The sequence below is a fragment of the Lysobacter changpingensis genome (genome assembly GCF_017308985.1).
Lineage (GTDB): Bacteria > Pseudomonadota > Gammaproteobacteria > Xanthomonadales > Xanthomonadaceae > Lysobacter_J > Lysobacter_J changpingensis.
In genome coordinates, this window is record NZ_JADWPE010000003.1 from 719,468 (window position 1) to 745,502 (window position 26,035).

The 26,035-nt window shown below is 66.8% G+C and carries 20 protein-coding genes and 2 tRNA genes; 12 read left to right on the top strand and 10 right to left on the bottom strand.

What is annotated here, in order from left to right:
* Window positions 1-6 precede the first annotated feature (6 nt).
* On the bottom strand, window positions 7-960 hold the full coding sequence (locus tag I4U41_RS10185; RefSeq protein WP_206861024.1) for a M48 family metallopeptidase: 954 nt from the start codon (window positions 958-960) through the stop codon (window positions 7-9).
* Between the two features lie 58 nt (window positions 961-1,018).
* Window positions 1,019-2,818 (bottom strand): SUMF1/EgtB/PvdO family nonheme iron enzyme, encoded by a 1,800-nt coding sequence (locus I4U41_RS10190; protein WP_206861613.1) that lies wholly within the window; start codon window positions 2,816-2,818, stop codon window positions 1,019-1,021.
* 174 nt (window positions 2,819-2,992) lie between these two features.
* On the opposite strand from I4U41_RS10190, the gene rnd reads away from it, so the two are divergent.
* Window positions 2,993-4,096, top strand: coding sequence for a ribonuclease D (gene rnd / locus I4U41_RS10195; RefSeq protein WP_206861025.1), 1,104 nt, complete (start codon window positions 2,993-2,995; stop codon window positions 4,094-4,096).
* A gap of 4 nt (window positions 4,097-4,100) precedes the next feature.
* Here the strand turns inward: rnd and ppk2 are convergent, their stop codons facing one another.
* Window positions 4,101-4,922, bottom strand: a complete 822-nt coding sequence (gene ppk2, locus I4U41_RS10200) for a polyphosphate kinase 2 (protein WP_206861026.1) — start codon at window positions 4,920-4,922, stop codon at window positions 4,101-4,103.
* Between ppk2 and I4U41_RS10205 the strand changes: the two genes are divergently transcribed.
* Together I4U41_RS10205 and I4U41_RS10210 are read left to right on the top strand one after the other, a co-directional pair.
* Window positions 4,922-5,377 carry a hypothetical protein gene (locus I4U41_RS10205; protein ID WP_206861027.1) on the top strand — a complete coding sequence of 152 codons (456 nt, stop codon included), beginning with the start codon at window positions 4,922-4,924 and terminating at the stop codon, window positions 5,375-5,377. The two genes, ppk2 and I4U41_RS10205, sit on opposite strands and share 1 nt — an antisense overlap.
* A complete protein-coding gene (locus I4U41_RS10210; RefSeq protein ID WP_206861028.1) occupies window positions 5,374-6,321 on the top strand; it encodes a hypothetical protein in 948 nt (315 codons plus the stop codon). The genes I4U41_RS10205 and I4U41_RS10210 overlap by 4 nt, the downstream gene beginning before the upstream one ends.
* Window positions 6,322-6,634: 313 nt before the next feature.
* On the opposite strand, the gene I4U41_RS10215 is transcribed toward I4U41_RS10210, so the two are convergent.
* Window positions 6,635-7,846, bottom strand: coding sequence for a site-specific integrase (locus I4U41_RS10215; RefSeq protein WP_206861029.1), 1,212 nt, complete (start codon window positions 7,844-7,846; stop codon window positions 6,635-6,637).
* Between the two features lie 193 nt (window positions 7,847-8,039).
* Between I4U41_RS10215 and I4U41_RS10220 the strand changes: the two genes are divergently transcribed.
* Window positions 8,040-8,115, top strand: a tRNA-Ala gene (locus I4U41_RS10220).
* A gap of 94 nt (window positions 8,116-8,209) precedes the next feature.
* Here the strand turns inward: I4U41_RS10220 and I4U41_RS10225 are convergent.
* On the bottom strand, window positions 8,210-8,668 hold the full coding sequence (locus tag I4U41_RS10225; protein ID WP_206861030.1) for a hypothetical protein: 459 nt from the start codon (window positions 8,666-8,668) through the stop codon (window positions 8,210-8,212).
* Window positions 8,669-8,856: 188 nt separating this feature from the next.
* On the opposite strand from I4U41_RS10225, the gene I4U41_RS10230 reads away from it, so the two are divergent.
* Complete coding sequence (locus I4U41_RS10230) at window positions 8,857-9,849, top strand: serine hydrolase domain-containing protein (RefSeq protein WP_242525117.1); 993 nt, start codon at window positions 8,857-8,859, stop codon at window positions 9,847-9,849.
* Window positions 9,850-9,949: 100 nt separating this feature from the next.
* Here I4U41_RS10230 and I4U41_RS10235 read toward each other — a convergent pair whose 3' ends face one another.
* The 5 genes from I4U41_RS10235 to I4U41_RS10255 form a co-directional block, all read right to left on the bottom strand.
* Window positions 9,950-10,660, bottom strand: coding sequence for a M15 family metallopeptidase (locus tag I4U41_RS10235; RefSeq protein WP_206861032.1), 711 nt, complete (start codon window positions 10,658-10,660; stop codon window positions 9,950-9,952).
* The gene (locus tag I4U41_RS10240; RefSeq protein WP_206861033.1) at window positions 10,660-12,231 is read right to left on the bottom strand and encodes a serine hydrolase; all 1,572 of its coding nucleotides are present in this window, start codon (window positions 12,229-12,231) and stop codon (window positions 10,660-10,662) included. The genes I4U41_RS10235 and I4U41_RS10240 overlap by 1 nt, the downstream gene beginning before the upstream one ends.
* Window positions 12,221-13,462 carry a diaminopimelate decarboxylase gene (gene lysA / locus I4U41_RS10245; protein WP_242525118.1) on the bottom strand — a complete coding sequence of 414 codons (1,242 nt, stop codon included), beginning with the start codon at window positions 13,460-13,462 and terminating at the stop codon, window positions 12,221-12,223. Before lysA ends, I4U41_RS10240 begins: the two co-directional genes overlap by 11 nt.
* 64 nt (window positions 13,463-13,526) lie before the next feature.
* Window positions 13,527-16,397, bottom strand: coding sequence for a TonB-dependent receptor (locus I4U41_RS10250; protein WP_484502684.1), 2,871 nt, complete (start codon window positions 16,395-16,397; stop codon window positions 13,527-13,529).
* Between the two features lie 71 nt (window positions 16,398-16,468).
* On the bottom strand, window positions 16,469-17,941 hold the full coding sequence (locus I4U41_RS10255) for a transglutaminase-like domain-containing protein (protein ID WP_206861036.1): 1,473 nt from the start codon (window positions 17,939-17,941) through the stop codon (window positions 16,469-16,471).
* Window positions 17,942-18,280: 339 nt separating this feature from the next.
* Between I4U41_RS10255 and I4U41_RS10260 the strand changes: the two genes are divergently transcribed.
* From I4U41_RS10260 to amaB, 7 genes are all read left to right on the top strand, one after another.
* Complete coding sequence (locus I4U41_RS10260) at window positions 18,281-19,696, top strand: C40 family peptidase (RefSeq protein ID WP_206861037.1); 1,416 nt, start codon at window positions 18,281-18,283, stop codon at window positions 19,694-19,696.
* 48 nt (window positions 19,697-19,744) lie between these two features.
* Window positions 19,745-20,836: a dipeptide epimerase gene (locus I4U41_RS10265; RefSeq protein WP_206861038.1), complete on the top strand. Its 1,092-nt coding sequence runs from the start codon at window positions 19,745-19,747 to the stop codon at window positions 20,834-20,836.
* Between the two features lie 211 nt (window positions 20,837-21,047).
* A complete protein-coding gene (locus tag I4U41_RS10270) occupies window positions 21,048-21,899 on the top strand; it encodes a MurR/RpiR family transcriptional regulator (RefSeq protein ID WP_206861039.1) in 852 nt (283 codons plus the stop codon).
* 12 nt (window positions 21,900-21,911) lie between these two features.
* Entirely contained in the window at window positions 21,912-22,697 is a 786-nt protein-coding gene (locus tag I4U41_RS10275; protein WP_206861040.1) for a L,D-transpeptidase family protein, read from the top strand.
* Window positions 22,698-22,773: 76 nt separating this feature from the next.
* A complete protein-coding gene (locus tag I4U41_RS10280; protein WP_206861041.1) occupies window positions 22,774-24,042 on the top strand; it encodes a dicarboxylate/amino acid:cation symporter in 1,269 nt (422 codons plus the stop codon).
* Between the two features lie 143 nt (window positions 24,043-24,185).
* A tRNA-Arg gene (locus I4U41_RS10285) sits at window positions 24,186-24,262 on the top strand.
* Between the two features lie 101 nt (window positions 24,263-24,363).
* A complete protein-coding gene (gene amaB / locus I4U41_RS10290; protein WP_206861042.1) occupies window positions 24,364-25,896 on the top strand; it encodes an L-piperidine-6-carboxylate dehydrogenase in 1,533 nt (510 codons plus the stop codon).
* The last annotated feature ends 139 nt before the right edge of the window (window positions 25,897-26,035 follow it).

The following is a 26,035-nucleotide window of genomic DNA, read 5'->3' on the forward strand; positions in this document are numbered from 1 at the left end:
CGCGCCTCAGCGCACCGCCGTCGCCGCCACCGCCGTCTTCGCCCCCGCCCCGCAATACTGCGCCCGGAACTGCTCCGCCTGCGGCATCAGCGATTGCAGCACCTGGATGCGGTTGGCCGGGTCCGGATGGGTGGAGGCGAATTCCGGCGGGCGTTCGCCGCCGCCGAGTTCGGACATGCGCTCCCACAGCGGGATCGCCGCATTCGGGTCGTAGCACGCCGCCGCGGCGAGCATCAGCCCGACCTTGTCCGCCTGCGTCTCGTGGTTGCGCCCGTACGGCAGGATGAAACCGTACTGCGCGCCGGCGCCGAGCGCCGCCATCACCGCCTGCTGCTGTTGCGGGTCCATGCCGCCGATCGCCATGCCGGCCGCCATCTGTCCCATCTGCACCAGCTTCTGCTGGGCCATTCGCTGGCTGCCGTGGCGCAGCAGTGCGTGGGCGATCTCGTGGCCCATCACCACCGCCATCGCATCGGCGTTCTGCGCGATCGGGATCAGCCCGGTATAGACGGCCATCTTCCCGCCCGGCAGGCAGAACGCGTTCGCCTGGTCGGACTGGATCACCGCCACGTCCCACTGGAACTGCTGGTGCTCGGTCGGCACCTGCTGCTGGTTCTGCGCGGCCAGCGTCGCGGTCACCTCGGGCACGCGCTGGATCAGCCGCTGCGCGATCTGGCGGATCTGCACGCTCGCCTGCGAATCGGCCGGCAACAGCGCGCCCTGCGCGTTGGCATCGCCCAGCACCTGCTGGAACGCCTGCGCGCCCAGCTGCACTTCCTCGTCGGCGGTGGTGCCGTAGTGGGCCTTCTCGCCCGTGTACGGATCCACTCGCGCATTGCCGAACCACTGCCACGCCGCGTAACCGGCGAACAGGATCAGGATCCACCAGCGGATCCCGCCAAAGCCACGGCGTGGACGGCCCTGTTGCTGCCGAGCCCCGCCAAACGGGTCGATCCTCATCTGCGCCTCCTCTTCCGTCCCTGGTCAGTGTGCGGCCGCGTCGCGGCCGGATCGATGCTCAGATGTCGCGCACCACGCGGAACCCTATCCGCGCGGTCGTGTTGTTGGCGTCACTGCCCTGTCGCCAGGCCGAACGCATTTCCTCCGGCGCGCTGGTCCACGAGCCGCCCCGTACCACACGGGAACGGCAGCCGGGATTGAGCCAGGCCTCGCCGCCGCGCGGGGCGCGACGGAAGCTGTCGTGCCAGCAGTCGGCGACCCATTCGCTGACGTTGCCGACCATGTCGTGCAGTCCCCAGGCGTTGGGCTGGTAGGTTCCGACCGGCGCCGGCCCCCACGCTCCATCGCCATACCCCGGGAACGCATTGCGCCAGCGCCGACCGCTCGGGGAGACGTCCGCGCCGCCGGTGAAGTTGCCGATCCGCAGCGGCGGCGGGCCTTCGCCCCACGGGTAACGTCCGCGATTGCCGGCCCGCAGTGCGTATTCGAATTCCGCCTCGCTCGGCAGCCGGTAGCGCTCGCCGGTCTGCGCCGACAGCCATTCGGCGTAGGCCAGCGCGTCCTTCGCGCTGACGTGGAGCACCGGCATGTCGTCGCGCGCGGGCTGGCCGACGTAGTCCGACTGCCAGTCCACGTTGCCGCGACGCACCAGGTTGCCGCTGCGTTCGTCGTAGGCGGTCGAATAGCCGCGCCGGCTGGCGCGCGCGCGATGCTTGGTGGCCTGCATGAAGCGGCGGAACTCGCCCACGGTGATCTCGGTCCGCGACATCGCCAGGCCGCGCTCGAAACGGATGTTGCGCGCCGGACGCTCGGATTCCTGCCCTTCGTTCTCCTCCGAGCCCATGCGGAACGCGCCGTGGGGAATCACCACCATCTGCGGCCCGCGCCCGCCGCCCTGCATCGCGTCGGTGAACACCTGCCCCGGGCGGAACAGGCCGTAATGCGTCGCCAGGTCGATGCGCTCGCGCAACTCGCGCGTGGCCGGATCGCCGGCCGGCGCGATGCGCAGCATCACCGCGAGATGGCGCCGCGCTTCGTCGATGCCGCCCTGCCGCATCAGCGCCGCCATGCCGGCGTCGCGCAACGCGTTGACGCGCACGATGCGCTGCATCGCCATCCGCCCGCGCGCGTCCTCCACGCTGGGCGCGTCGGGACGCACCTTCGCGGCGATGTCGAGTTCGCGTTCGGCCGTAACGTAATCGTCGCGATCGGCCGCGAGCTCGGCGCGGCGGATCAGCGCGCTCTCGACGGCGGCGATGCCCTGGTTGGCGCGCATGTCGCCCGGCCGGAGTTCGAGCGCCTGGCGGAAATGCGTCAGCGCATGCCCCGCCTCGCCGCCGACGCCGAGGCGACCGGCGTTGAGCGCTTCCTCGCCCAGGCGGTTGGCTTCCTGCGCTTCGTCGGCGCGATCCAGTCGCGCGAGGTATTCGACGATGTCGACGTTGCCCGGCGCGACGGCGCGCGCGACGGCGGCGATCTCGTGCGCGCGGCGCAGCGAGAGCGGATCGCGGTCGAGCGCGGCCAGCGCCTCGTCGCCGCTGGCGATCAGCCGCTTCAGCGAGCGATCGAACCCGGCGTTGGCCGTAGCGTCTTCCGGATCGAAACGGCGCAGCGCGTAATACAGCGGGATCGCATCCTCCGCCCCGCCGAACAGCCGGCCGCGCGACAGCGCCTGTGAGGCTTTTTCCTTCAGCTCTGCGACGTTTTCGTCCGTCACCTGCACGGCCGGCACGCGCCACGGCGGCACCGGCGACACCGCCTGGTCGGCGCTGATGGTGACGATCGGCGTGCGTGCGCCCGCGCCGTCGCGCGCAGGCGAGGACGCATCGCGCGAGCATCCCGCCGCCACCAGTGCCATCACCGCGATGCCGGCGGTCAAAGGCAATGCGCGCAAACGTCCTCCTCGCCTCCTGGGCAGATCATGCGGGTGTCATGGGTCCGGCCTTCACGGACCGCGATGCCGGGAGCCCCGAAAGTAGGCTATTGTCGCCCGCCCCGGCAACCGCCGCCGAATCGTCCGTTCACCGCTGACATGCCCGTCGCCTGGATCAACGACCCCGCCGAACTGCGGGCCCGCTTCGCATCAAAGCCGGCGCGCATCGGCCTGGACACCGAATTCATCCGCGAACGCACCTATTGGCCGCAACTGGCGCTGGTGCAGATCGCGCTGGGCGATGCGGGCGGCGAGCCGGACATCCTGCTGATCGATCCGCTGGTGCCCGGCATGCTGCAGGCGATGACGCCGATCCTCGCCGACGAGGCGATCGTCAAGGTCATGCACAGCCCGAGCGAGGACCTGGTGGCGTTCAGGCATGCGTGCGACGTCGTGCCCAAGCCGCTGTTCGACACGCAACTCGCCGCGGCGCTGACCGGGGTCGGCGGCGGCCTGGGCTACCAGAAGCTGGTCGAGCAGCTCACGGGCGTGGTGCTGCCCAAGGGTGAGACGCGGTCGGACTGGCTGCGTCGCCCGCTCTCGCCATCGCAGCTGGAATACGCCGCCGACGACGTCCGCCACCTGTTCGAACTGCACGACCAGCTGGACCATCGTCTGGGCGAACTCGATCGTCGCGAATGGCTGGCCGAGGACGCCGCGCGCACCGTGTTCAACGCCGAGCACGAAGCGCCCGAACGCTGGCCGCACGCGTCGATGCGCAGCGCGCAGTTCCTCGACCGCGACGCCCAGTTGCGCCTGCTGCGGCTGCTGCGCTGGCGCGACGTGTACGCGCGCCAGAACGACCGCCCGCGCACCTGGATCCTCGACAACGAACTGGCGGTCACGCTCGCGCGCACGCCGCCGATCGATCGCGCCGGACTGCAGCGCACGCTCGACGCGATTCCCAAGTCGCCGCGCCGCCTCACCGATGCGATCTGGTCCGCGCTGAACACGCCACTGTCCGACGAAGGCGACGCGCCCGACGCCGTGCAGTCCGAACAGCGCGACAAGCAGCGCCTGCGCAAACTGCAGGACGCCGTCGCCGCGCGCAGCGCCGAACTCGGCCTGCCCGACGGCGTGCTCGCCTCGCGCCGCTGGCTGGAAGTGCTGATGGACCAGGGCGAATGGCCCGAAGCGCTGGCTGGCTGGCGCCGCCGGGCGCTGGAGCCTGGACTGGCGCCGCTGCTCGCGCAGGCGCGCTGAAGCCCTACACCGCCGCCAGTTGTGCGAATCGACGTAAGCGATCGCCCGCAAGCGGGCCGTCGCCGTCCTCGTACGCGCGCGAGGCCGGGCTGACGATGAACGGATCCGGCTCGCCGATCGCGTCGCGATCCCTGGCGGTGTAGTCGAACGCGTCCAGTACCACGCGCATCGCGTTGATCCGCGCGCGCTTCTTGTCGTCGGAACGGATCACCGTCCATGGTGCATCCGGCGTGTCGGTCGCGACGAACATCGCCTCCTTCGCGCGCGTGTATTCGTCCCATTTGTCGAGCGAGGCCAGGTCGACCGGCGAGAGCTTCCACTGCTTCAGCGGATCCTTCCTGCGCTGCGCGAAACGGCGGTGCTGCTCGGCGCGGCTCACCGAGAACCAGAACTTGAACAGCCGCACGCCGCTGCGCACGAGCATGCGTTCGAAGTTCGGGCACTGGTGGATGAACTCCAGGTACTCGTCGGTCGAGCAGAACCCCATCACCCGCTCCACGCCGGCGCGGTTGTACCAGGAGCGGTCGAACAGCACGATCTCGCCCGCCGCCGGCAGGTGTTCGACGTAACGCTGGAAATACCACTGCGAGCGCTCGGTATCGCTGGGTTTCTCCAGCGCGACCACGCGCGCGCCGCGCGGGTTCAGGTGCTCCATGAAGCGCTTGATCGCCCCACCCTTGCCGGCCGCGTCGCGTCCCTCGAACAGGATGACCACCCGCTGTCCGGAGCCTTTCACCCACGCCTGCCATTTCAGCAGTTCGATCTGCAGCCCGCGCTTCTCGCGCTCGTAGCGGACACGGGAAGGTCGCCTATCTGCTTCAGGCAATGGGCGCTCCCCTCAATCTAGACTTCTCGCGCAATCTGCACGGCCCGTACTCAGATGTCTTAAAGAAGGCTCTCATAACCCTTGAAAAGCACAAGCTGATCGCGGGCCTCCAATCGGCGGACAGGAGCGTACACGTAACTAGCGCCGGATATGCTGCTGCTGACGACTATCTGAAGGCAAATCAGCGCGACGAGAAGATCATCGACCGCCTCTCCAAGCTTGTCGACGGTTTCGAAACCCCATTCGGGTTGGAGCTGCTCTCGACTGTCCACCACGTTGCCACGATGGCCCGGCACGAACCCTCGCTGAGCGCCATTCTAGTCCGTATTGGGGAATTGGACGAAAGCAAGCGACCATCACATCAGTATCAGCATGCAATAAGCGTGGAAAGCACGGCGATGGCCAGTTCGTTTCCTGGGAAGAACAACTTTCGGCAAAATGTATTGAATCGTTGATTGCACGCCAAGAACGTCGAGCCAAGATCCTCGCTCACATCGAGCGGTATCAGTATCCTCGCCTGACCATCCAAGAACGGCATGCGATTCGGGTGATCGCCGAATCTCACACCAATATCAAGGGCGAAGCTGAGAAGTCACTGACCATGTACAGAGCATTGGATGAGGCGTTCGTCAAAGCAGCCTATGAACCCCTAAGCCAGTCCGCCGCTCTCGAACCGCCCCCCCTTTTACTGCGTAAGGCACATCAGCCGTCGCCCTATATGAGCAACGCAAAGGACGAAACTGAGTTCAAACTTTGGGCAGAGGCGGATACCCGCCAGAAGTCGTTTGTGGTCCAGGTGTTGCATTGGTTCCACTACCGACCCACAAGGTTACGGGCTTCTTGGAAGCAGGAAGAGGTTTTGACATGGGAGTTGATTCGCGCATTCGAGATCCTTCCCCAGAGCATTTTCCTTCAGCCTCTGCTCGAGCGGATTGCCACCCGCAGCACAAGGGCCCAAGTGGCGATCACCCCTCTGCTCGGGAGGGATAGAGTAGAAGTCACACCGTACCCGAGCCTAGGTTTATCCGGCGGAAAGCGAAACTGCAAGTCTGACATCGGGCTCGGACAGAACGGCCAACCCACTGTCTGGATCGAAGCGAAGACCGCAAAGTTCAAGGAATCGGATTTACGCGCGCAGTTGCAGCAGCAAGAATCTTCGATGTCCGTGCTAATGCCCGACAGGCCGACCGTCTTAGTCACCCTACTACCAGAGTCACGCGCGCTGGACACCTTTCCGAATCTATCCTGGGATGACGTACTGGCTGCGCTTCACGTTTGCGGCAACGAGGTGGCTGCCTCGATTCAGAGTCCGGACTTGTCCTATGGCTATCGTGAAATGGTAAGGGAACTATCCGAAAGAATCGAATCACATCCCGGCCGCAAGTCAGGCTGGGTATGACAGTCACGGGACTCGAAGTCGGCGACCACCACGCCTCGCCTGTATGGAGTGCCATCGCAATATCGTCCACTTCGGCCCGACTGGATCATGGGTTCTAGCCACCACCTAGGACTTCCATCCCATCCCGAGAGGCGCGCGCAGCACGCACCCCACTCACAGCGCGCGCTGCAGTCCCATCAGGCCGAAACCTGCGCGCCCTTGGCGGGCCCCGGATCGATCAGATAGGGGTGTAGCTGTCAGTGCATAGGATGCACACCTACAGCTGTTGGCCGGGTCGGAGCTATGCCTAGTGCAACGACTGCCGCTTACTGCATCAGGCTGTCAGCTTCGCCACTGCCGCAGCAAGCCCATCGGGCGACAGATGCGAATACCTCAGCGTCATGGTGATATCTGCATGCCCCAGTAGTTCACGAACGGTGTTCAAATCCACACCAGCCCGCACCAGCTTGCTCGCGAAGTGGTGACGCAGGTCATGAAAGCGGAATCCACTGATGCATGCGGACTCCAGTAACCCGCCCCAAGCGGTCTTAACGTCCGCCACGTCGAACACCCGTCCCACCCGACCCATCTGTGAGCCCCACTGCGCAAGCACAGCTTGGCCTTCGGTGTTCAGGGGCACGTGACGCTGACGCCCGCTTTTGGCGTTCTCGGCGCGGATGGTCAGCATTCGGCCTTCTAGGTCGACGTCGGCCCACGTCAGCGACAGTAGTTCGCCCCTGCGCAGCCCAGTGTTCATCGCCAGTAGCACTACCGGGGTCAAGTGATCCCCGTAGCTGCCCAAAGGCAGATCCGGATACAACGGCTCACCCCTAATGGTCCGCCAATGATTGCCCGACGCGCGCGCTGCGACCATGTAACCATCCCGACGCTGCAGGGCTGCCCGGAGCCGGGTTTCTTCATCCGGTGACAGGTAACGGATGACCTTGCGGGACTGCACAGACTTCTGCCGCAGCCCGAGCAGCGGATTTCGCTCCAACAACCCCCAGTCCACAGCCTTCGTGAGGGCTGATCGCAGACACGCTAGATCGCGCGCTGCGGTGGCCTTGGTCGGAGGTTTGCCGGTTTTGGCCGTGTCGGAGGTAAGCCGGTCCCGCCACCAGGTGTCGATCAGGGCGGCATTGAAGTCAGTCAGGAGCGTATCGAGCATGCCAGTAAAGACGGCGCGGATGCGCTCGACGTATCCCTGCCCACCCTTGAGCTCGACCCGAGCCCAGGGGGCATAGCGATCGGTCAGGAACACGTCCAGCGTGCAACTCGTGGGTTTGGTCTTCGCGATCCTGGGTAAGCCCTGCTGAATGTATTCGGCTGCGGTCTGCTGAGCGTGTGCCCGGGCCTGCTCAAGCGTCAGGTGCCCGAAGGCCCCAAGGGTGCGACGCTTCCCTCGCGTCCATTCGATGATCCAGGCTTTGTATCCCGACGGCTGGACGCGAAGGATCAGACCCCGCACCCGGATATCCCGAAGCTCATAGGGGCGATCCCGGGGCTCAGCGGCTTCGACGATGCGCTTGGTGAGGACGGTCCTCATTTGGGGGGTGTGGTCCGTAAGTGGCTGTAAGTGCCACGTTAGGACGGGCCCGAAAGCGGTGTTCGGACGCGGATCATCCGCATTGGGGCGCCCGAAAAGCGCGGACCCAGGCCGGCTCTACGGCTCCCGGAATTCCGAACCCGCCCGGGGGCTAGCGCACCGCCGCATGGCCCGCTAGAATTTGCACCTTCGTGGGGCGGTAGCTCAGCTGGGAGAGCGTCGCGTTCGCAATGCGAAGGTCGGGAGTTCGATCCTCCTCCGCTCCACCACTCATCCAGCCAGGACAGCGCGTTACGCCTCGGGCGTTACGCGCTGTTTTGCCATGGGGCTCCGGAATGCACGAGACCCGGGAATGCCCGTCCTTCAGCCCGCCGACTTCCCGCGGAACTCGGCGACCACTTCCTCCGGCGTCGGGTTCGCCTTCGCGCGGCCGTTGACGTAGACGATGGGCACCGGGCCGTTCATCACCGACATCACGCGCGAGGCTTCCTCGGGCGAGGTGAGGCTGTTGTAGCTCGCCTGGTCGGTGCGGACGTAGGCGATGCGCTGCTTCGAAAGATGGCTGACCAGTTGCTCGGTGCGACGCGCGGCGTCGGAGGTGCAGTGCTTCGGCGCGAACACGATGACGCCCCGCGACGGCACGCCATCGGGCATGGGCATCGCCTGGAAGCCCTGCGCGCTCGCGTCGCCCGCAGCGGACGAGCCGACGCGCTCGGCAACCCACGCCTTCGGGTCCACGCGTCCGCTGTCGATGTAGGTTTTCCACACGCCCACGCCCGCCACCAGCACCAGCGCGCCGACGCATGCCTTCACTGCGTTCATCCCGTTCCCCTCGCGAATGTGCGGCGTGTGCAGCCGCGATCTTCCCTGCGCGGCACGACGCCGCCCCCTTCGTGACGGCAGCCTCGCATACCCGGACCCGCGCCGGCTACCATGCGTCGATGCGCATCCATCACTGGCTTACGGGCGCCGCCCTGCTGCTCGCCGGTTGCGCGGGCGGAGGGACGCGAATGCAGCACGACATCGACGCGCTCATGCGCGATTACCAGGGCCGCGTGCCCGGCGCGAGCGTGCTCGTGCTGCGCGACGGTCAGCCGCTGGTGCGGCGCGCCCACGGCATGGCGGATCTGGAGGAAGGCATCGCGGCCACGCCGCAGACGAACTACCGCCTGGCTTCGGTGAGCAAGCAGTTCACCGCCGCCGCGGTGCTGCTGCTGATCGAGGATGGGCGGCTGAAGCTGGACGACCGCATCGGCCAGTACCTGCCCGGCCTGCCCGCCGCAACGAACGCCATCACCCTCCGCCACCTGCTCACGCACACGTCCGGCCTGATCGATTACGAGGACGTGATGGACCCCGCCGACACGCGGCAGGTGCACGATGCCGATGTCCTCACGTTGCTGCAGTCGCAGGACCGCACCTACTTCGCGCCCGGCACCGGATACCGCTACAGCAACAGCGGTTATGCGCTGCTGGCGCTGATCGTCGAACGCGCATCGAACCAGCGCTACGCGCGGTTCCTGCACGATCGCATCTTCCAGCCGCTGGGCATGCGCGATACCGTCGCCCACGAGGCCGGCGTGTCCGAAGTCGCGCATCGCGCGTACGGCTACAGTTTCGAGAACGGCGCGTGGACGCGCACCGACCAGAGCACGACCAGCGCGGTGCTGGGCGATGGTGGCATCTATTCGTCCATCGACGACCTGGCGAAGTGGGACGCCGCGCTTTACGACGGGCGCCTGCTGTCCGAGCAATCGCTGCGGCAGGCCTTCACGCCGGCCACGCCGACCGACGATCCGCAGGTGGAATACGGCTTCGGCTGGCGCATCACAGGCGATTCGCTGTGGCATTCGGGCGAGTCCATCGGCTTTCGCAACGTCATCGTGCGCTGGCCGCAGCGGCGCCTGACCGTGGTGATGCTGACCAATCGCGACGATCCGGAGCCTTACGAGCTTGCGAAGAAGATCGGCGCACTGGCGATGGGCGAAACCGCGACGAATTGACGCGTGTCGTTGTAGCGCAGGCAAGCGAAGCGCACCCGGGGCGCAGAGACGGCGGCGTTCCCGGATGCGCTTCGCTTACCCGGACTACAAGAGCAGGAACTCATTCGATCGGCACGTCGAAGAATCGCTTCAGCGCCGGCTCCGGATCGAGCGTGAAGTGCCACCACTCCCTCGGGTAATTCTTCAGTCCCGCACGCGCCATCGCAGCACGCAGGCGATCGCGGTTGGCGCGCTGCTCCGGCGTCGCGTGCGGCGAATCGGTATTGGCGAGCGGATCGAAGAAATCGAACCCGGTGCCCATGTCGAGCGGCGTACATGCGCCAGCGGCGTCGCAACGCATCAGCGTCAGATCGATCGTCGCGCCACGGCTGTGCCCGGAGGTCGGCGAGATGTAGCCGCCCAGCAGATCGGGCTTCTCCAGCGCGGGATAGAAGCGCGCCTTCGTGTGTTCATCCGCATTGTTCGCCCATGCCACGAACGAACGCACCGCACGCGCGGGACGGTAGCAGTCGAAGATGCGAAGGCGGAAACCTTCCGCGCGCAGCGCGGTTTCGGCGCGCTGGATCGCCTTCGCCGCCGGTTCCAGCAGGTAGCAACGCGGTGCGCCGTAGCCGTCCACCGTCGCGCCGGTGAAGTTGTTGCTGCCGGCGTAGCGCATGTCCAGGTCGATGTCGGGCACGAGCGTGCGGATATCGACGAGTCCGGCGGCTTCGGGCGTGGTCGCGGGATCGATCTCCATCCGCGGCGTCGACGCGCATGCCGCCAATGCGAGCGTGGCGAACGCGATCGCCAGGCATGCAACGTGCCGCATCAGGGGCAATCCCCCACCCGTTCGAACGCAAGGTCCTCGTAGTCGTAGCTGAAATCGGCCTGCGGATCGACCTTCGCCAGGCGCATGCCACCCTCGTTGAAGTCGAGCCACGCTTCCGCATCGACGCTCGGTTCGTTCCAGTCGATGAGCCAGCGATCGCCGACGCGCTGCACCACGCCATCGAGCAGCGGCGACTTGCGCGCGCGGAACCGCACGGCATCGCCATCGCCATCGCCATCGCGGCACAGCGTCGCTTCGCCGAACCACGGATCGCGATACGCGCCGAGTCGCGGCGACAACTCCTTCGCGGTGGCGCGCCGGCGACGCGACGTGTCCGGCGCCTTTTCGGCGGCCGGTCGCGCGGCGTCCTCCTCGTCCAGCAACCGCGCGTAATGCGCGACAGACAATGCCGGATCGTTGGACGTGTAGCGCTTCACCAGCACCTGGGTCAGCACGGTGCGCGCTTCGTCGCCTTCGCCGTTGATCAGGATGACGAAGCCCGCGCCCTTGTCGGGCAGCATCGTCACGGCCGAGTACATGCCCATCAACGTGCCGGTGTGCGCGACCTTGAACACGCCATCGACGTCGGCGAGGCGCCAGCCGTAACCATAGGCGGCGAAATGGCTGCGATCCCATTCGCGCATGCGTCTGGAGACCGGCATCGGCATCTGCGGCGCCCACAATGCCTGGCGCTGCTCCTGCGAAAGCCAGCCCGCGTTGGCGGGTTCGGGCTTCAGCCAGTTCGCGGTCCAGCGGAGCATGTCGTCGAGGCTGCAGCGCACGCCGCCGGCGGGGTCCATCGTCGTCGCGGAAACGATATCGCCACCGCTGCGCACGGGCACGTTGCGCTGGCCTTCGCGGCGATGCGGCTGGGCGACGTTGCCAACCTCGATGCGATTCCACTGCCCGACCTGGCAACGCGACATGCCCAGGGGTTCGAACACTTCGCGACGCACCAGCGTTTCATACGGCGCACCGCCCGCCGCAGCGGCGACTTCGCCCGCGACGATGTACATCAGGTTGTCGTAGTCGTAACCGGAACGGAAACTCCGGTACGGCTTGAGATGCCCGAGCCCATGGATGATGTCCGCGCGCGTGAACGTGTTCGGCTCCGGCCACAGCATCAGGTCGCCGGCACCTGCGCGCAGGCCGCTGTTGTGGATCAGCAGGTCGCGCACCTGCATTTCGCGACCGACCCATGCGTCATGCATGCGGAAGTCCGGAAGCCACTTCACCACCCGGTCGTCCCAGCGCAGCTTGCCGGCATCGACCAGGCGCGCGAGCGTCGCCGTCGTCATCGACTTCGTATTGGAGGCGACCTTGAAGAGGGTCTGCGAGTCGATCCTGTCGCCCTCGCCCTCCACGAGTTCGCCGGCGGTGCGCGAATACACCACGCGCCCATCCTCGACGATCCCCAGCGCAAGCCCTGGCAGGCGGTAGCGCGCGAACACGTCCTCGAAGATCGCATCGACCGCCTCGCGGTCCGAGGCCGATGACGCCGCGCCGCAGACGGCCGGCAGGCACGCCAGCCACAACGAAAGCGCGAACGCGACGATCCGGTCAGGTTTCATGCCATGCCTGCGCGAGTTGTTCGCCGGCCATCATCTCCGCGAGCGTCTGGCGCCGGCGCACGATGGCGTAGCGGCCATCGTCCAGCAGCACTTCCGCGGGCAGCGGCCGGGAGTTGTAGGTGGACCCCATGGACGCACCGTACGCGCCGGCGCCGCCGATCATCAACAGGTCGCCGGCCTCGCAGCGCGCCATCGTGCGGCCCTGCGCGAAGGTGTCTCCGGTTTCGCACACCGGGCCGACTACGTCGTACGCCACCTCGGCCTCGGCGCGGCCGTGGAGCGGGACGATCTCGTGCCACGCGTCGTAGAGCGAAGGCCGCAGCAGGTCGTTCATCGCCGCATCCACGACGAGGAAATGGCGATCGGTTCCATGCTTCACGCGGATCGCCCGCGTCACCAGCACGCCGGCCTCGCCGACGAGATAACGGCCGGGCTCGAGCGCGAGCGTGCCCTGGAAACCGGCGAACGTCTCGCGCACCAGCGCGGCGTAGTCGGCGATGTCGATGGGCCGGTCGATGCCGGGCCGATAGACCACGCCGAGGCCGCCGCCGATGTCGACGCTGGCGATGGCATGGCCGGCTTCGACCAGTTCGCGGCGGAACGCTTCCACGCGTTGCAGCGCCATGCGGAAGGGTTCGAGGTCGAGGATCTGCGAACCGATGTGCGCGTGCAGCCCATCGAGCCGCACGTGGTTCAGCGATGCCCCCCGCGAGAACCAGCGGCGCGCTTCGTCGATGGACACGCCGAACTTGTCCTCGGCCTTGCCGGTGGAAATCTTGGCGTGCGTGCGCGCATCCACGTCGGGGTTGATGCGCACCGCCGCGCGCGCAGACGCGCCGCGTGCCTGCGCGACGTGCTGCAGCAGCTGCAGTTCGTCGGCGGATTCGACGTTGAACCGCCACACGCCCGCGGCCAGCGCGGCGTCGATTTCCTCCGCCGTCTTGCCGACGCCGGAGAACACGATGCGGTCCGCGGCGATGCCTGCCTTCAGGCTGCGCTGCATCTCGCCGAGCGAGACGATGTCCGCGCCGACGCCGTGGCCGGCCATCAGCTGCAATATCGCGAGATTGGGGTTGGCCTTGACCGCGTAGCAGATGCGGATGTCGAGGCCGCGGAAGGCGTTCTGCAGGCCGGCGATCCGCGCGCGGATCATGTCGGCCGAGTATGCGTAGAACGGCGTGTGGACGTGACGCGCGATCGCGTCCAGTTCGCCGGGATGGAAGTTCGACAAGGCCCGTCCCTGTGGAAGAAAAAAGGCGGCGGACGGCACCTGGCCGTCCGCCGCTCGAGGGAGATCAATAGCTCAGCGAAAGGATGAACTGTGCGTTGCGGGGCGCCTGGAACGCGGTGGGGTTGCCGAAGAACGGATTCATCAGGCCCACGCCTTCCTCTTCCTGCAGCGTCTCGTTGCGTTCGATCACCGTCTGCTCGTTGAGCACGTTGTAGACGGCGAACTTCGCATTGAGCTTCACCGGGCCCAGGTCGGTGTTGTACGCCACGCTCAGGCCGAGGTTGTAGGTCCACGGCAGGGTGTCATACGCACCGCGGCGCGACAGCCGCCACTGGCCCTCGTCCGTGTAGCACAGGCTCGGATCGCTTTCGCAGATGTAGTGCGTGAGGAACTCGTTGTCGTCGTACGGATTGCCCGCACCGTATTCACTCATCGGACGGCCCGAGCGCGCATCCAGCGTCGCGCCGATGGTCCAGTTGTCGGTGATGGCGTAGTTGCCGCGCAGCTTGATCTGGTGGCGGTGGTCGTTGGGCAGGAAGCCGTAGCCGCCGATTTCCACGAACGGATTATCGAAGGCTTCGGTACGGCCCGAGTCGGAGAAGTCGGTATCCGAATTCACCGGACCTTCGTAGTTGCCCTTGCTCGCCGACCAGACGTAGGTGGCATTGAACGCCCACTTGTCGTCCCACGCGCGGTCGAGCTGCAGCTCGATGGCGCGATAGGTGCGCTTGGGGTTCTCCCAGCCGATCATCGTGCCGTCGCGCAGTTCCCAGCCCGTCACGCCGGTGTCGATGGTGACGAAGCCGTCGTTCTCGCCGTCGCAGTCGGTGTCGGTGTAGTAGGTCAGGTTCTTGCCCGGGTTCGCCATGACGAAGCCGCTGTCGCCGCAGCTGTTGACCACTTCGATGTCGTCGATGGCGTTGTGCATCTTGCGGTACGTGCCGCTCACGCCCCACGACCACTTCTCGCCCAGCATCTGCTGGAAGCCGAGGATGAACTCGTCCTGGTAGACCGGATCCATGTCCTTGTCGACTTCGCCACGGAAGTCGGCGACGCTGCCATCGCCCTGCGAGTCGTCCACGGTGCCGATTTCCGCGCCGAGGCCCGGAATCGGGTTGTCGCCCTCGGCGAAGGTGCCGTCCCAGAAGTAGAAGCGGCGTGCATCCAGGAACGGACCGGCCTGCTTGATGTTGATGACGTTCGCCACCGGCAGGAAGTAGCGGCCGACGTTGCCGAACACCTTCGAGCGCCCGTCGCCGTTCATGTCCCACGAGAAGCCGAAGCGCGGCGCGATCATGTCGTCGAGCTTGATGTAGCTGTTGCCGGCCGCGTCCTTATTGTCGAAGCTCTCGATGCGAACGCCCAGGTTCAGCAGCAGGTTCGGCGTGACGTTCCAGTTGTCCTCGATGTACAAGGCCTGGTTCTCCGTCTCGAACGTGCCCTGGTTGGCGACCTGGCGCGTACGCACGTACACCGTGCCTTCCGGCACGTCGACGCCGTTGACACGCGCGCCGGCGTTGTTGACCTCGTAACGCAGGCCATCGCCTGGATAACGGCTGCTGTAGTCGGACGTGTTGTTCTCGTGGTCGGCGCCGAAACGCAGCAGGTGGTCGCCCAGGCTCCATTCGAAGTCCAGGCGCGCGGCCTCGCGCGTATCGGTGCGGTCGATCACCGCGGTGTTGCTGGTGCAGCCGATGAACGAGGTGTTCACGCGCTGGTCCTGCACCAGGCTGCAGCGGTCGTCGTTGACGCCGATGGACGACGCGTTGCGCTCGTTCTCGCCGTACATGGCCTTCATCGAGAACGTATCGGTGAAATAGCTGGTGTAGGTGAGCGCCCAGTTGTCGCCGCCGGACTTGTTGACGATGCGGTTGCGGAATTCCTCGCGCGTGCCGGTGTCGGCGTCGAACCCGTAGACGTCCTGCGTCGTGTCGTTCTTGTCGGAGAAGCCGAACACCTCCAGCAGGTTGGCGTCGTTGATCTGCCAGTCGATCTTCGCGCCCCAGAAGTCGTTGTCGCCCTGGTTCTCGAAGAAGTTCCCGCCGCCGTCGTCGGTGTTCTGCGCCTCGAGGTCGCGCTTCTCGTAGATACCGAAGAAGAACAGGCGGTCCTTCACCAGCGCGCCGGAGCCCCAGATCGAATAGTTGTTCTCGTCCGAATCGTCCCAGCGGGTGTACAGCGTCGGTGCGTAGTTCCTGCCCTTGCCCTGCCACAGGCCGTCGATCACGATGTCCGCGCCGGCCTGGAACTCGTTCGTACCGCGACGCGTCACGGCGTTGATCACGCCGCCGGTGCTGCGGCCGTACTCCACCGAGTAGCCACCGGTCTTGATCTGGAACTCTTCCAGGAACGAGAACGGCAGCGAGGAAAAGCCCACGCGGTTGTAGAAGTCGGTGACGTTCAGGCCGTTGATGTAGACGGTGTTTTCCGCCACGGACGAACCGCCGAACGACAGGCCGCCGAACTCACCACGGTTCACGCCGGGCGCCAGCGTGGCGACGTCGAGAATGTCGCGCTGCACCGGCAGGCGCGCCACTTCCTCGCGGCTGATGTTGGTGGCCGATTCGGTGGAGGTCACGTCCACCGGCGAGATCACGCGCGAACCGACGACCTGCACCGCGGCGAGCTCCGTCGCCGCGCCGCCTTCGGCGATGTTCAACGTGGTCGCGTTGCCGAGGCTGATGGACGTCGCGAACGGTTCCGCCACGGGCTGGCCGTCGCGGCTCACCTCGACCTGGTAGTTGCCTACCGGAAGGAACGGAAAGCGGTAGTTGCCCTGCCCGTCCGCGCGCACCGTGCGGGTGAAGCCGGTGGCGGGATTGCGCACCGTCACCTCGGCGTTCGGCGTGGTGCGGCCGACCAGCGAACCGTCCGTGTTGGCGGCGTGCGCCTGATGCAACGACAGCGCGGATGTCAGGCAAACGCCCAGCGCCATGCACAACGCGGTCCTACGAAACCCCATGCTCTTCATGTCCCCTCTCCACGGTGAAAGTGATGCGGAAGGCGCTACCGTCCCGTCCCGGCGACGGGCAGCACCTGCGCTTCGAAGCTGTAATCCCACTGGTCGAAGTAGAGGTTGCCCCCTGCCCACTCCACTTCGCCGCGTTGCGAATCCACGGTCTCCGACCGGACGTGCTGCTTGGCCGGCATGAAATCCGTGCCGAAATCGTCATTGAAGGCGATCCGGTACGCATCCAGGCCGCCGAGATAGAACCACTCCACTTCCGGATCGCGTGTGCCGTTGAACTGGCCGGTCGTCACGTCCATCGGCACCCAGCCGTACGGGGCGAGGTACAGCGCGCCCCAGTCGTGCAGGTTGTCGTACGTGCCATCGGAATAGACCATGCCCGACTGCCAGCGCGACGGAATGCCGTTCAGGCGCAGCAACGTCATCAGCAGCAGCGTCTGCTGGCCGCAGTCGGCGTGGTTGCCGCGCAGCGCGTAATCGCTGATGTTGGTGATGGTCGAGTATTCGCGCGCGCCGCCCCACGGAATGGCGTCCACGGCCTGGAACAGCTTCTTCGCGATGCGGTACGGATTCGTCTCGTCGCCGACGGCCTTCTTCGAGAACGCGCGCATCTCGTCGGTGAAGACGATGTGCGGCGGACGCTCCGCCAGGTACGGCGCGAGGTCGGGCCGGTCGCCCAGCGACGTCACCTTGTCGGGATCGATGAGGTGGTGCTCGCCGAAGATGGTGAGTTCGTAGTTGATCGAGAACGTGGTCGGCTTGCCCGCCACCGCCGGCTGTTCGAGATAGACAGTGCGTTGCATAGTCGACTCCGGCGCGATGCGCTGCTTCGCAGGCAGGCTCGCGAGGAAACGGATGTCTTCCTGTCGCCCCGGTATCGCGCGCGGATACGGGATCCACGCGCGCACGGTCTCGCCCGCGGGCACCGCGTCGGCGTCGACGGTGATCGACTGCTTCACCCGCACGCGGCGCGGCGCGACGCTGCTGTTGCCGGTCCGTCGCGCATCGGCCACCGCCTCGTCGTGGTAGGCGTTGGCGTTTTCCATCGGCCCGTCGTTGCGCTGGAACGGCGTCGCGCGTCGCGCCATCGCCTCCGGGCTCACGCGGAACAGATTCGAGATGGACCGGTTGAAGTACCACGGCGTCCCGTCGATCACCATGTGCTCGAGCAGATCCGCCTGCGTCCAGCGCTGGAATTCGTCCTCGCGCAGGTCGGGAATGGATTCGCGCAACTTCGCGCGCGCCTGGTCGGCGGTGAGGGTGAAATCCAGGCGGATGCGGCGCATGCGTTCGCGCTGGAATTCGAGGTCCGCGCGGGTTCGCGCGTCGAGTCCGGGTTGCGCCAGGGCCGCATCGATGCGGACGGTCGCTTCGCGGAAATCACCGCTGTCGATACGGGCGATCACGTCGGGCAGCGGGTCCGTGGCGGACAGGGCGGCGTCCGTCGCGGCCATCGCCCCAAGGGCGAGAATGGCGGCGAACAGGACGTGCCGGCGGCGCGTCCGGGGCATCGGCGATCGAAGCGGTAACCGTAGATCGTCCACGCAGACCACTCACTGGGCGGCCGTTAGATGGGCCGTTCACCGCTGTGTAACATGAGTGGAGTACCCGGTCAATAATTTATTCTTGACTATCCGGCAGAAAGAAGTATCTATTCTGTCCCAGCCGGCCGCCGCCTCCCGCAAGGCGGTCCAGGAGGGGACGCGATGATCGAGGACGCTTCGGCCTTCGGCCGCCGCACGGCGAACGCCGCGCAGGCGTGCGCCGCTGTTCGCGGGTTGCCGGAACCGCGCCGCGACGCCACGGTCCAGTCTTCCGGCCCTCGCGCCGCCGTTCACGGATTCCGCTCCATGCGCCTTCGCCCCATCCTCGCCGCCTGCCTGCTTTCCACCGCCCTGTTTTCAACGGGCCTACTCTCGTCGGCCAACGCCTACGAGCACGGATGGACCATTCCCGCCGATACCGGCGTGGTCGGTGTCGAACAGGCGCAGCTCGATCCCGCGTGGTGGGTCGAAAGGCAGACCGAACCGGACCGCGTGATCCTCGACGCGCAGGCCATCGCCGCGCAGAACGCGAAGCTGATGCAGCTCGATCGCAGCATGCACGACCTGGATGCGTTGCCGTCCTCGCTCGAACGTGCGCGCGTGGCCGGCTGGATCGAGGGCCTGTCGAAGCGTCCCACGCGCACGCTCTACGACGAACGCGGCGAAGTCGTGCCGGCTGCCGATCTCGACTCGATCGTCGACAACGCCAACCTCGCCGCGGTGCCCGCGACGCAGGCCACGCGCTTCGGTCTGGTCGTGCATCGCGCCGCGTTGCGCTCGTTCCCGACGCGGACGCGCGTGTTCAGTTCGAACGACGACCACGACATCGACCGTTTCCAGGAAAGCGGGCTTTTCCCTGGCGATCCGGTGGCGATCGTGCACGAGAGCCGCGACGGCAACTGGTTCTTCATCGTCAACACGCGTTATGCGGCGTGGATCGAGAAGCAGTACGTCGCCGAAGGCAGCCGCGACGCGGTGTTGGGCTACGGCCGCAAGACGCCGTTCCGCATCGTCACCGGCGCGCGCGCCACCACCGTCTACACGCCGGAGGAACCGGGCGTTTCCGAAGTGCAGCTCGACATGGGCGTGCGCGTGCCGGTACTCGCCGACTGGCCGGTCGGCACCGCCGTGAACGGTCAGCATGGCTACACCTCGCATGTCATCCAGCTACCGGTGCGCAATGACGACGGTTCGCTGCGTTTCGCGCCGGCGCTGCTCCCGCGCCGCGAACCGACCGCCGAAGCGCCGCTCGCGCTCACCCCGCGCAACCTGATCCAGCAGGGCTTCAAGTTCCTCGGCGAACGCTATGGCTGGGGCCACAGCTACAACGCGCGCGACTGCAGCGGTTTCGTATCCGAGATCTACCGCAGCATGGGCGTGCAACTGCCGCGCAACACCAGCGACCAGGCGGTGAGCCCCGCGCTCAACCGCATCGCGTTCGCCGAAAAGGACAGCCACGCAAAGCGGATGGCCGTCGTGCGCGAATTGCAGGTCGGCGATCTGGTCTACATTCCCGGCCACGTGATGATGGTGATCGACCGGATCGACGGCGAACCGTACGTGATCCACGACACCACCGGCCTGAGCTTCGCCGGCCCCGACGGCGGGATCGTGCGTGCCAGGACCAACGGCGTCACCGTCTCGCCGCTCACGCCGCTGCTGTTCAACGGCAAGACCAGCTTCGTGGACCGCATCACCAACATCCAGCGGATCCGGCCGTAAGCGCCGGCACCCACTCCCGCCCGCACCCCACATCCCAGAACCACACGAATGAAAATCACCGACATCCGGTTCGGCATGCTGCGCGTTCCGCTGAAAACGCCGTTCAAGACCGCCCTGCGCACGGTCGAGGCGGTGGAGGACATCATCGTCTGCGTGCACACCGACACCGGGCAGGTCGGTTACGGCGAAGCGCCGGCGACGGCGGTCATCACCGGCGACACGCACGGCTCGATCGTCGAGGCGATCCGCAAGTTCATCGCGCCGCGCCTGATCGGACAGGAAATCGCCAACCTCAACCGCATCACGCAGCTCATCCAGACCGCGCTGGAGAAGAACACCAGCGCGAAGGCCGCGGTCGAAATCGCCGTCTACGATCTGTTCGGGCAGTTGTACGGCGTGCCGCTGTACAAGATGCTCGGCGGCGGCGATCCGGTGATCACCACCGACATCACCATCAGCGTCGACTACATCGAGAAGATGGTCGCCGACTCGCTCAGCGCCGTGGATCGCGGTTTCGAGTCGCTGAAGATCAAGGTCGGCAAGGACATCGGCGTGGACATCGAGCGCGTCAAGGCGATCTACGCCGCCGTCGAAGGCCGCGCCCTGCTCCGCCTCGACGCCAACCAGGGCTGGACCGCGAAGCAGGCCGTGCATGCGATCAACATGCTCGAAGACGCCGGCGTGCGCCTGGAACTGGTCGAGCAGCCGGTGAAGGCGCAGGACCTGGATGGCATGAAGTACGTCACCGAGCGCGTGCACACGCCGATCATGGCCGACGAAAGCGTGTTCGGGCCGAAGGAAGTGATCGACCTGATCCGCATGCGCGCGGCCGACATCATCAATATCAAGCTGATGAAGACCGGCGGCCTGAGCAACGCGATCCGCATCGCCGATATCGCGGCGTTGTACGAAGTGGAATGCATGATCGGCTGCATGCTCGAAAGCAGCATCAGCGTGGCCGCGGCCGTGCACCTGGCGGTGGCCAAGTCCAATGCGATCACCAAGGTGGACCTCGACGGCCCCTCGCTTTCCGCGTTCAATCCGGTCGATGGCGGCGTGATCTTCAACGAATCGGAGATCTCGGTGACCGATGCGCCGGGGCTGGGCATTCGGGAGATTCGGGGGCTGGAGCTTCTTTGAAGCGCAGGGACGGGTGACGGGGAGGCGGAAAACGAGTGACGAGGAGGGAGAACCGAGTGAAAAGCAAAGGCCATCGCCGTTTCCCGCGCATGCAGCGAAGGAACGCGCCCGCTCGTTCCCGGTTCCGCCGTCCCCGTTTCTCGTTCTTGGCCCGTCAGGTGTGCGAGGCTGCCCACCCGTTTCTCACTCCTTCCCACTCGTTGCGGGCCCCATGTCGCCGCTGCTGAAGATCCGCTCCGAGCGCGACCAGATGTCCGCCATCGAGCGGCGCATCGCGGATTTCCTGCTGGAAAACGCGCACCTGCTGCGCGACTACTCCTCGCAGCAGCTCGCCAACGCGCTCGGCATCAGCCAGTCGAGCGTGGTGAAGTTCAGCCAGAAGCTCGGCTACAAGGGCTATCCGGACCTGAAGTACTCCATCGGTCAGGCCGTGGCGCGTGGCGATGGCGGCGAGGAAGGCGGCAATGGTCGCGAAGCGCGCGCGGGCGATCCGCACGCGGCGCTGGCCGAAGACCTCTGGCACCTGAAGGCGATGGCCGAAGCCGAAACGCGCCTGATCAATCCGCCGGAAAACATCGACGCGATCGCGCACGCCATCGCGCAGGCCGGCAAGGTGTTCATCATCGGCCTGGGCGAGGACGGCATCCCGGCGCGCGCGTTCGCCACGCGGCTGTCGATGCTGGGCATCCTCACGGTGCACTACGTCGACGCGATCCTGATGCAGGCCGGCGTCTCCAGCGCCGCGCCCGGCGATGTGCTGCTGGTGTTCTCCGAACACGGCCGCCAACCGACCCTGTGCCAGATCAGCCATCTGTTCCGCGAGCGCGTGGGTCGCGTGGTGACCGTCACGCGGCACACGCCCAATCCGCTGCGCGCGCACGCCGATGCCGCGCTGCTGGTATCGGCGCACGACGAGCGCCGGCACATCGAGCCGCTGCTGTACCAGTCGGCGCTGCAGCACCTGCTCGACCTGATCTTCATCCTGCTATGCGATGCCAGCGAGGAACGCCGGCTGCAACTCGACTTCAACTTCGAGCGCATGCAGGATCTGCTCGACCACTGACCGGGGTTCTCCATGCGTTCGACCGCTGCATTCGTCCGGGGCCTGGCCGCCGCATCGCTCGCGCTGCTCGCCGGCTGCGCCGGGATGGCCTCGAAAACCGATGCCACGGTGCCGTGGAGCGACGCGCAACAACTCGTGCTGGTCACCACCGCCGACTGGAACGCGACGACCGGCACGCTGCGTCGCTACGAGCGCGATGGCGCGTCATGGCGCGAGGTTGGCAGCGCGACGCCGATCACGGTGGGCCGTAGCGGTTCGGCATGGGGCCTGGGCCTGAATCCGGCGCAATCCGACGGCCCGCAGAAACAGGAAGGCGACGGCCGCGCGCCGGCGGGCGTGTTCCGCATCGGCACGGCGTTCGGTTACGCCGACAGCGCCGCGACGGCGTGGCCGTACCAGGGCATGTCCGCCTCGGACTGGTGCATCGACGTGCCCGCGTCCCCGCTCTACAACCGCATCGTCGATGCGAAGGCGGTGGGCGATGCCCCGGTCGAAGGCTCCACCGAGCCGATGCGCCGCGACCTGCACGCCGACGGCGACGTGCGCTACAAGCTCGGATTCGTCATCGAACACAACGCAGGCCATCGCAGCGGCGCGGGCAGCTGCATCTTCGCGCACCTGTGGCGCGCGCCGGGCGAGCCCACCGCCGGTTGCACCGCCATGCCGGAACCGGCGATGCGCGCACTGCTCGCGTGGCTGGATCCGCGCCGCAGGCCCGTGTTCGCGCTGCTGCCCGAGGATGAACTCGAACGGCTGCACGCAACCTGGCGTTTGCCGGCTCCGGCATCGTCCCGCTGAAAATATCGCGCCTCGCGACCCACGCCCCCGCCGCTGCGCGAGGATGGCTCCACCGCACAACCGGAACTGACGCCCGATGTCGAACACCGCCCGCGTACTGCTCGGACTCGTCCTCGGCGCCGTCATCGGCCTGCTGCTCGCGTGGCTGGCGCCGGACCTCGCGGTCAAGGTCGCCGACTTCGTCCAGCCCGTCGGCCGGCTCTGGCTCAACGCACTGCAGATGACGGTGGTGCCGCTGGTCGCGGCGCTGGTGGTGATCGGCGTGAACAACGCCACCGATGCGGCGGCATCCGGCCGTACCGCGCGCAAGGCGATCGTCACCTTCGTGGTGATCCTTTCGGTGTGCGCGGCGTTCGCGGCGATCGTCGCGCCGGTGCTGTTCTCGTTCGTGCCGCGCCAGGAAGGCCTGGCCGATTCGCTGCGCGCGGCCACCGCGGGCGCGGCGCAACTCTCGCTTCCCGGTTCGTTGTCCGAATGGTTCGCCGGCATCATCCCCGCCAACGCGCTGGCCGCCGCCGCGGCGAGCGCGATGCTGCCGCTGGTGGTGTTCGCGCTGTTCTTCGGCTTCGCGCTGACGAGGATCGAAGCCGGGCGCCGCGCGCGCCTGCTCGACCTGGTGCAGGGCATCGCCGACGTGATGATCGTGATCGTGCACTGGGTGCTGTGGGTCGCGCCGGTCGGCGTGTTCGCGCTGGTGCTGGCCGTGTGCGCGCGCGTGGGTCACGGCATGATCGGCGCGTTCGGCTGGTACATCGCGATCCTGTGCACGATGTACCTGCTGGCGACGGCACTGATGTATCCCATCGCCGCGATCGCCGGCCGCGAACGCCTGCGCCGCTTCGCCTCGGCCATCGCGCCGGCACAGGTGGTGGCCGCCAGCACGCAGTCCTCGCTGGCGTCGCTGCCGGCGATGATCGAGTCCTCACGCGAACGCCTCGGCCATCCGCTCAGCGTGACCTCGCTGGTGCTGCCGATGGCGGTGTCGCTGTTCCGCATCACCAGCCCGATCCAGTACCTGGGCGTGGCCGCGTTCATCGCCTGGGCCTACGGCGTGGACCTGACCATCGCCCAGTGGGCCGCCGCGGCGGCGCTGGCGGTGGTGATCAGCATGGGCTCCGTCGGCCTGCCCGGCCAGGTCAGCTTCATGGCCACCAACATGCCGGTGACGCAGGCGCTGGGACTGCCGGTCGAGCCGCTCGGCCTGCTGCTTGCGCTGGACACCATTCCCGACGTGTTCGCCACGCTCGGCAACGTCACCGGCGACCTCACCGCGACGACGGTGGTGGCGAAGGGACAACGCGATCCGGTCGATCTGGGGCTCGGCGAAGGGCCGTCGGACGGCTGATCGCGCGGCCGGGCCGCGCGACGCATACCCGCGAAAGGCGCGCCGGCCCGCGTCCTGACGCGAATCCGCAGACTTTTCCGACACCACTTCGGCCCGCGGGCCGGCCCGATCCGCACGCGTTCATGCGAAAATGCCCGCCGCATGGCCCCGTAGCTCAGCTGGATAGAGCGGTCCCCTCCTAAGGGACAGGTCGCACGTTCGAATCGTGTCGGGGCCGCCATGAAGCAGCAGCGAGTGCCCGGACGAGAAACGAACGGTTTCTCCGCCCGCGACTCGTTTCTCGTTCCTCTCCACTCGTTTCTCGCAGTAAAGGGAGCCGCCATGACCCACCCCGTCCTCACCGCCCTCGGCCTGAACGACGCCGAATCCGGCACCTACCTCGGCAACGGCGAGTGGTCCGCCACCCGCGACGCCGGCGTGCTGGAGTCCGTCAACCCGACCAACGGTGAGGTGCTGGCGAAGGTCCACGCGTCGTCGCAGGCCGACTACGACACCATCGTCGAGCGCGCCCAGGCGGCCTACAAGGTGTGGCGCACCACGCCGGCCCCGCGCCGCGGCGAGGCGATCCGCCTGTGTGCCGACGCGCTGCGCAGGCACAAGGACGCGCTGGGTTCGCTGGTCGCGCTGGAGATGGGCAAGTCCAAGCCCGAAGGCGACGGCGAAGTGCAGGAAATGATCGACATCGGCGACTTCGCGGTCGGCCTGTCGCGCCAGCTGTACGGCCTGACCATGCACTCCGAGCGCCCCGGCCATCGCATGTACGAGCAGTGGCATCCGATCGGCCTGGTCGGCGTGATCTCGGCGTTCAACTTCCCGGTCGCGGTGTGGGCGTGGAACTCGTTCATCGCTGCGATCTGCGGCGACATCACGATCTGGAAGCCGTCGCCGAAGACTCCGCTGTCGGCCATCGCCTCGATGAAGATCTGCAACGAAGCGCTGAAGGCCGGCGGCTTCCCCGACATCTTCTTCCTGTTCAACGACGCCGGCACCGAACTCGCCTCGACCTTCGTCGACGACAAGCGCGTCCCGCTGATCAGCTTCACCGGTTCGACCCGGGTCGGCCGCATCGTCGGCGAGCGCGTCGCGCGCCGCATGGGCCGTTCGCTGCTGGAACTGGGCGGCAACAACGCGATCATCGTCGACCCGTCGGCGGACCTGAAGCTGGCGATTCCCGCCATCGTGTTCGGCGCCGTCGGCACCGCCGGCCAGCGCTGCACCACCACGCGCCGCCTGTTCGTGCACGAATCCATCTACGACGACGTGCTGGCCAAGCTCGTCACCGCCTACAAGCAGGTGGAGAAGAAGATCGGCGATCCGACCGATCCGGCCAACCTGATGGGCCCGCTCAACAGCCGCGACGCGGTGCAGGCGTACCTCGAAGCGGTCGAACGGGCCAAGGCCGCCGGCGGCAAGGTCGAGACCGGCGGTGCGGCGATCGATCGCGCCGGCAACTTCGTGCTGCCGACCATCGTGACCGGCCTGTCGAACGACGTCGACATCGTCCAGCACGAGACCTTCGCCCCGATCCTGTACGTCATGAAGTACAGCGACCTCGGCGACGCCATCCACATGCAGAACGACGTGCCGCAGGGCCTGTCGTCGGCGATCTTCACGCAGAACCTGAAGGCGGCCGAGGCGTTCCTGTCGGCGTCCGGTTCGGACTGCGGCATCGCCAACGTCAACATCGGCACCTCGGGTGCGGAGATCGGCGGCGCGTTCGGCGGTGAGAAGGAAACCGGCGGCGGCCGGGAGTCCGGCTCCGACGCCTGGAAGGCCTACATGCGCCGCCAGACCAACACCATCAACTACTCCGACGCGCTGCCGCTGGCGCAGGGCATCAAGTTCGATCTGTGACGCCGTGATTCGGGATTCTGGATGCGCAAAGGCGGCGGCGCCAGCCGCCGACGAATCGCGGCAAGCCCGTCCTTGCGACCGCTGATCCACCACGTCCGACCTCTCGAATCCCCAAATCTCAAATCCGAATCCCGAATCC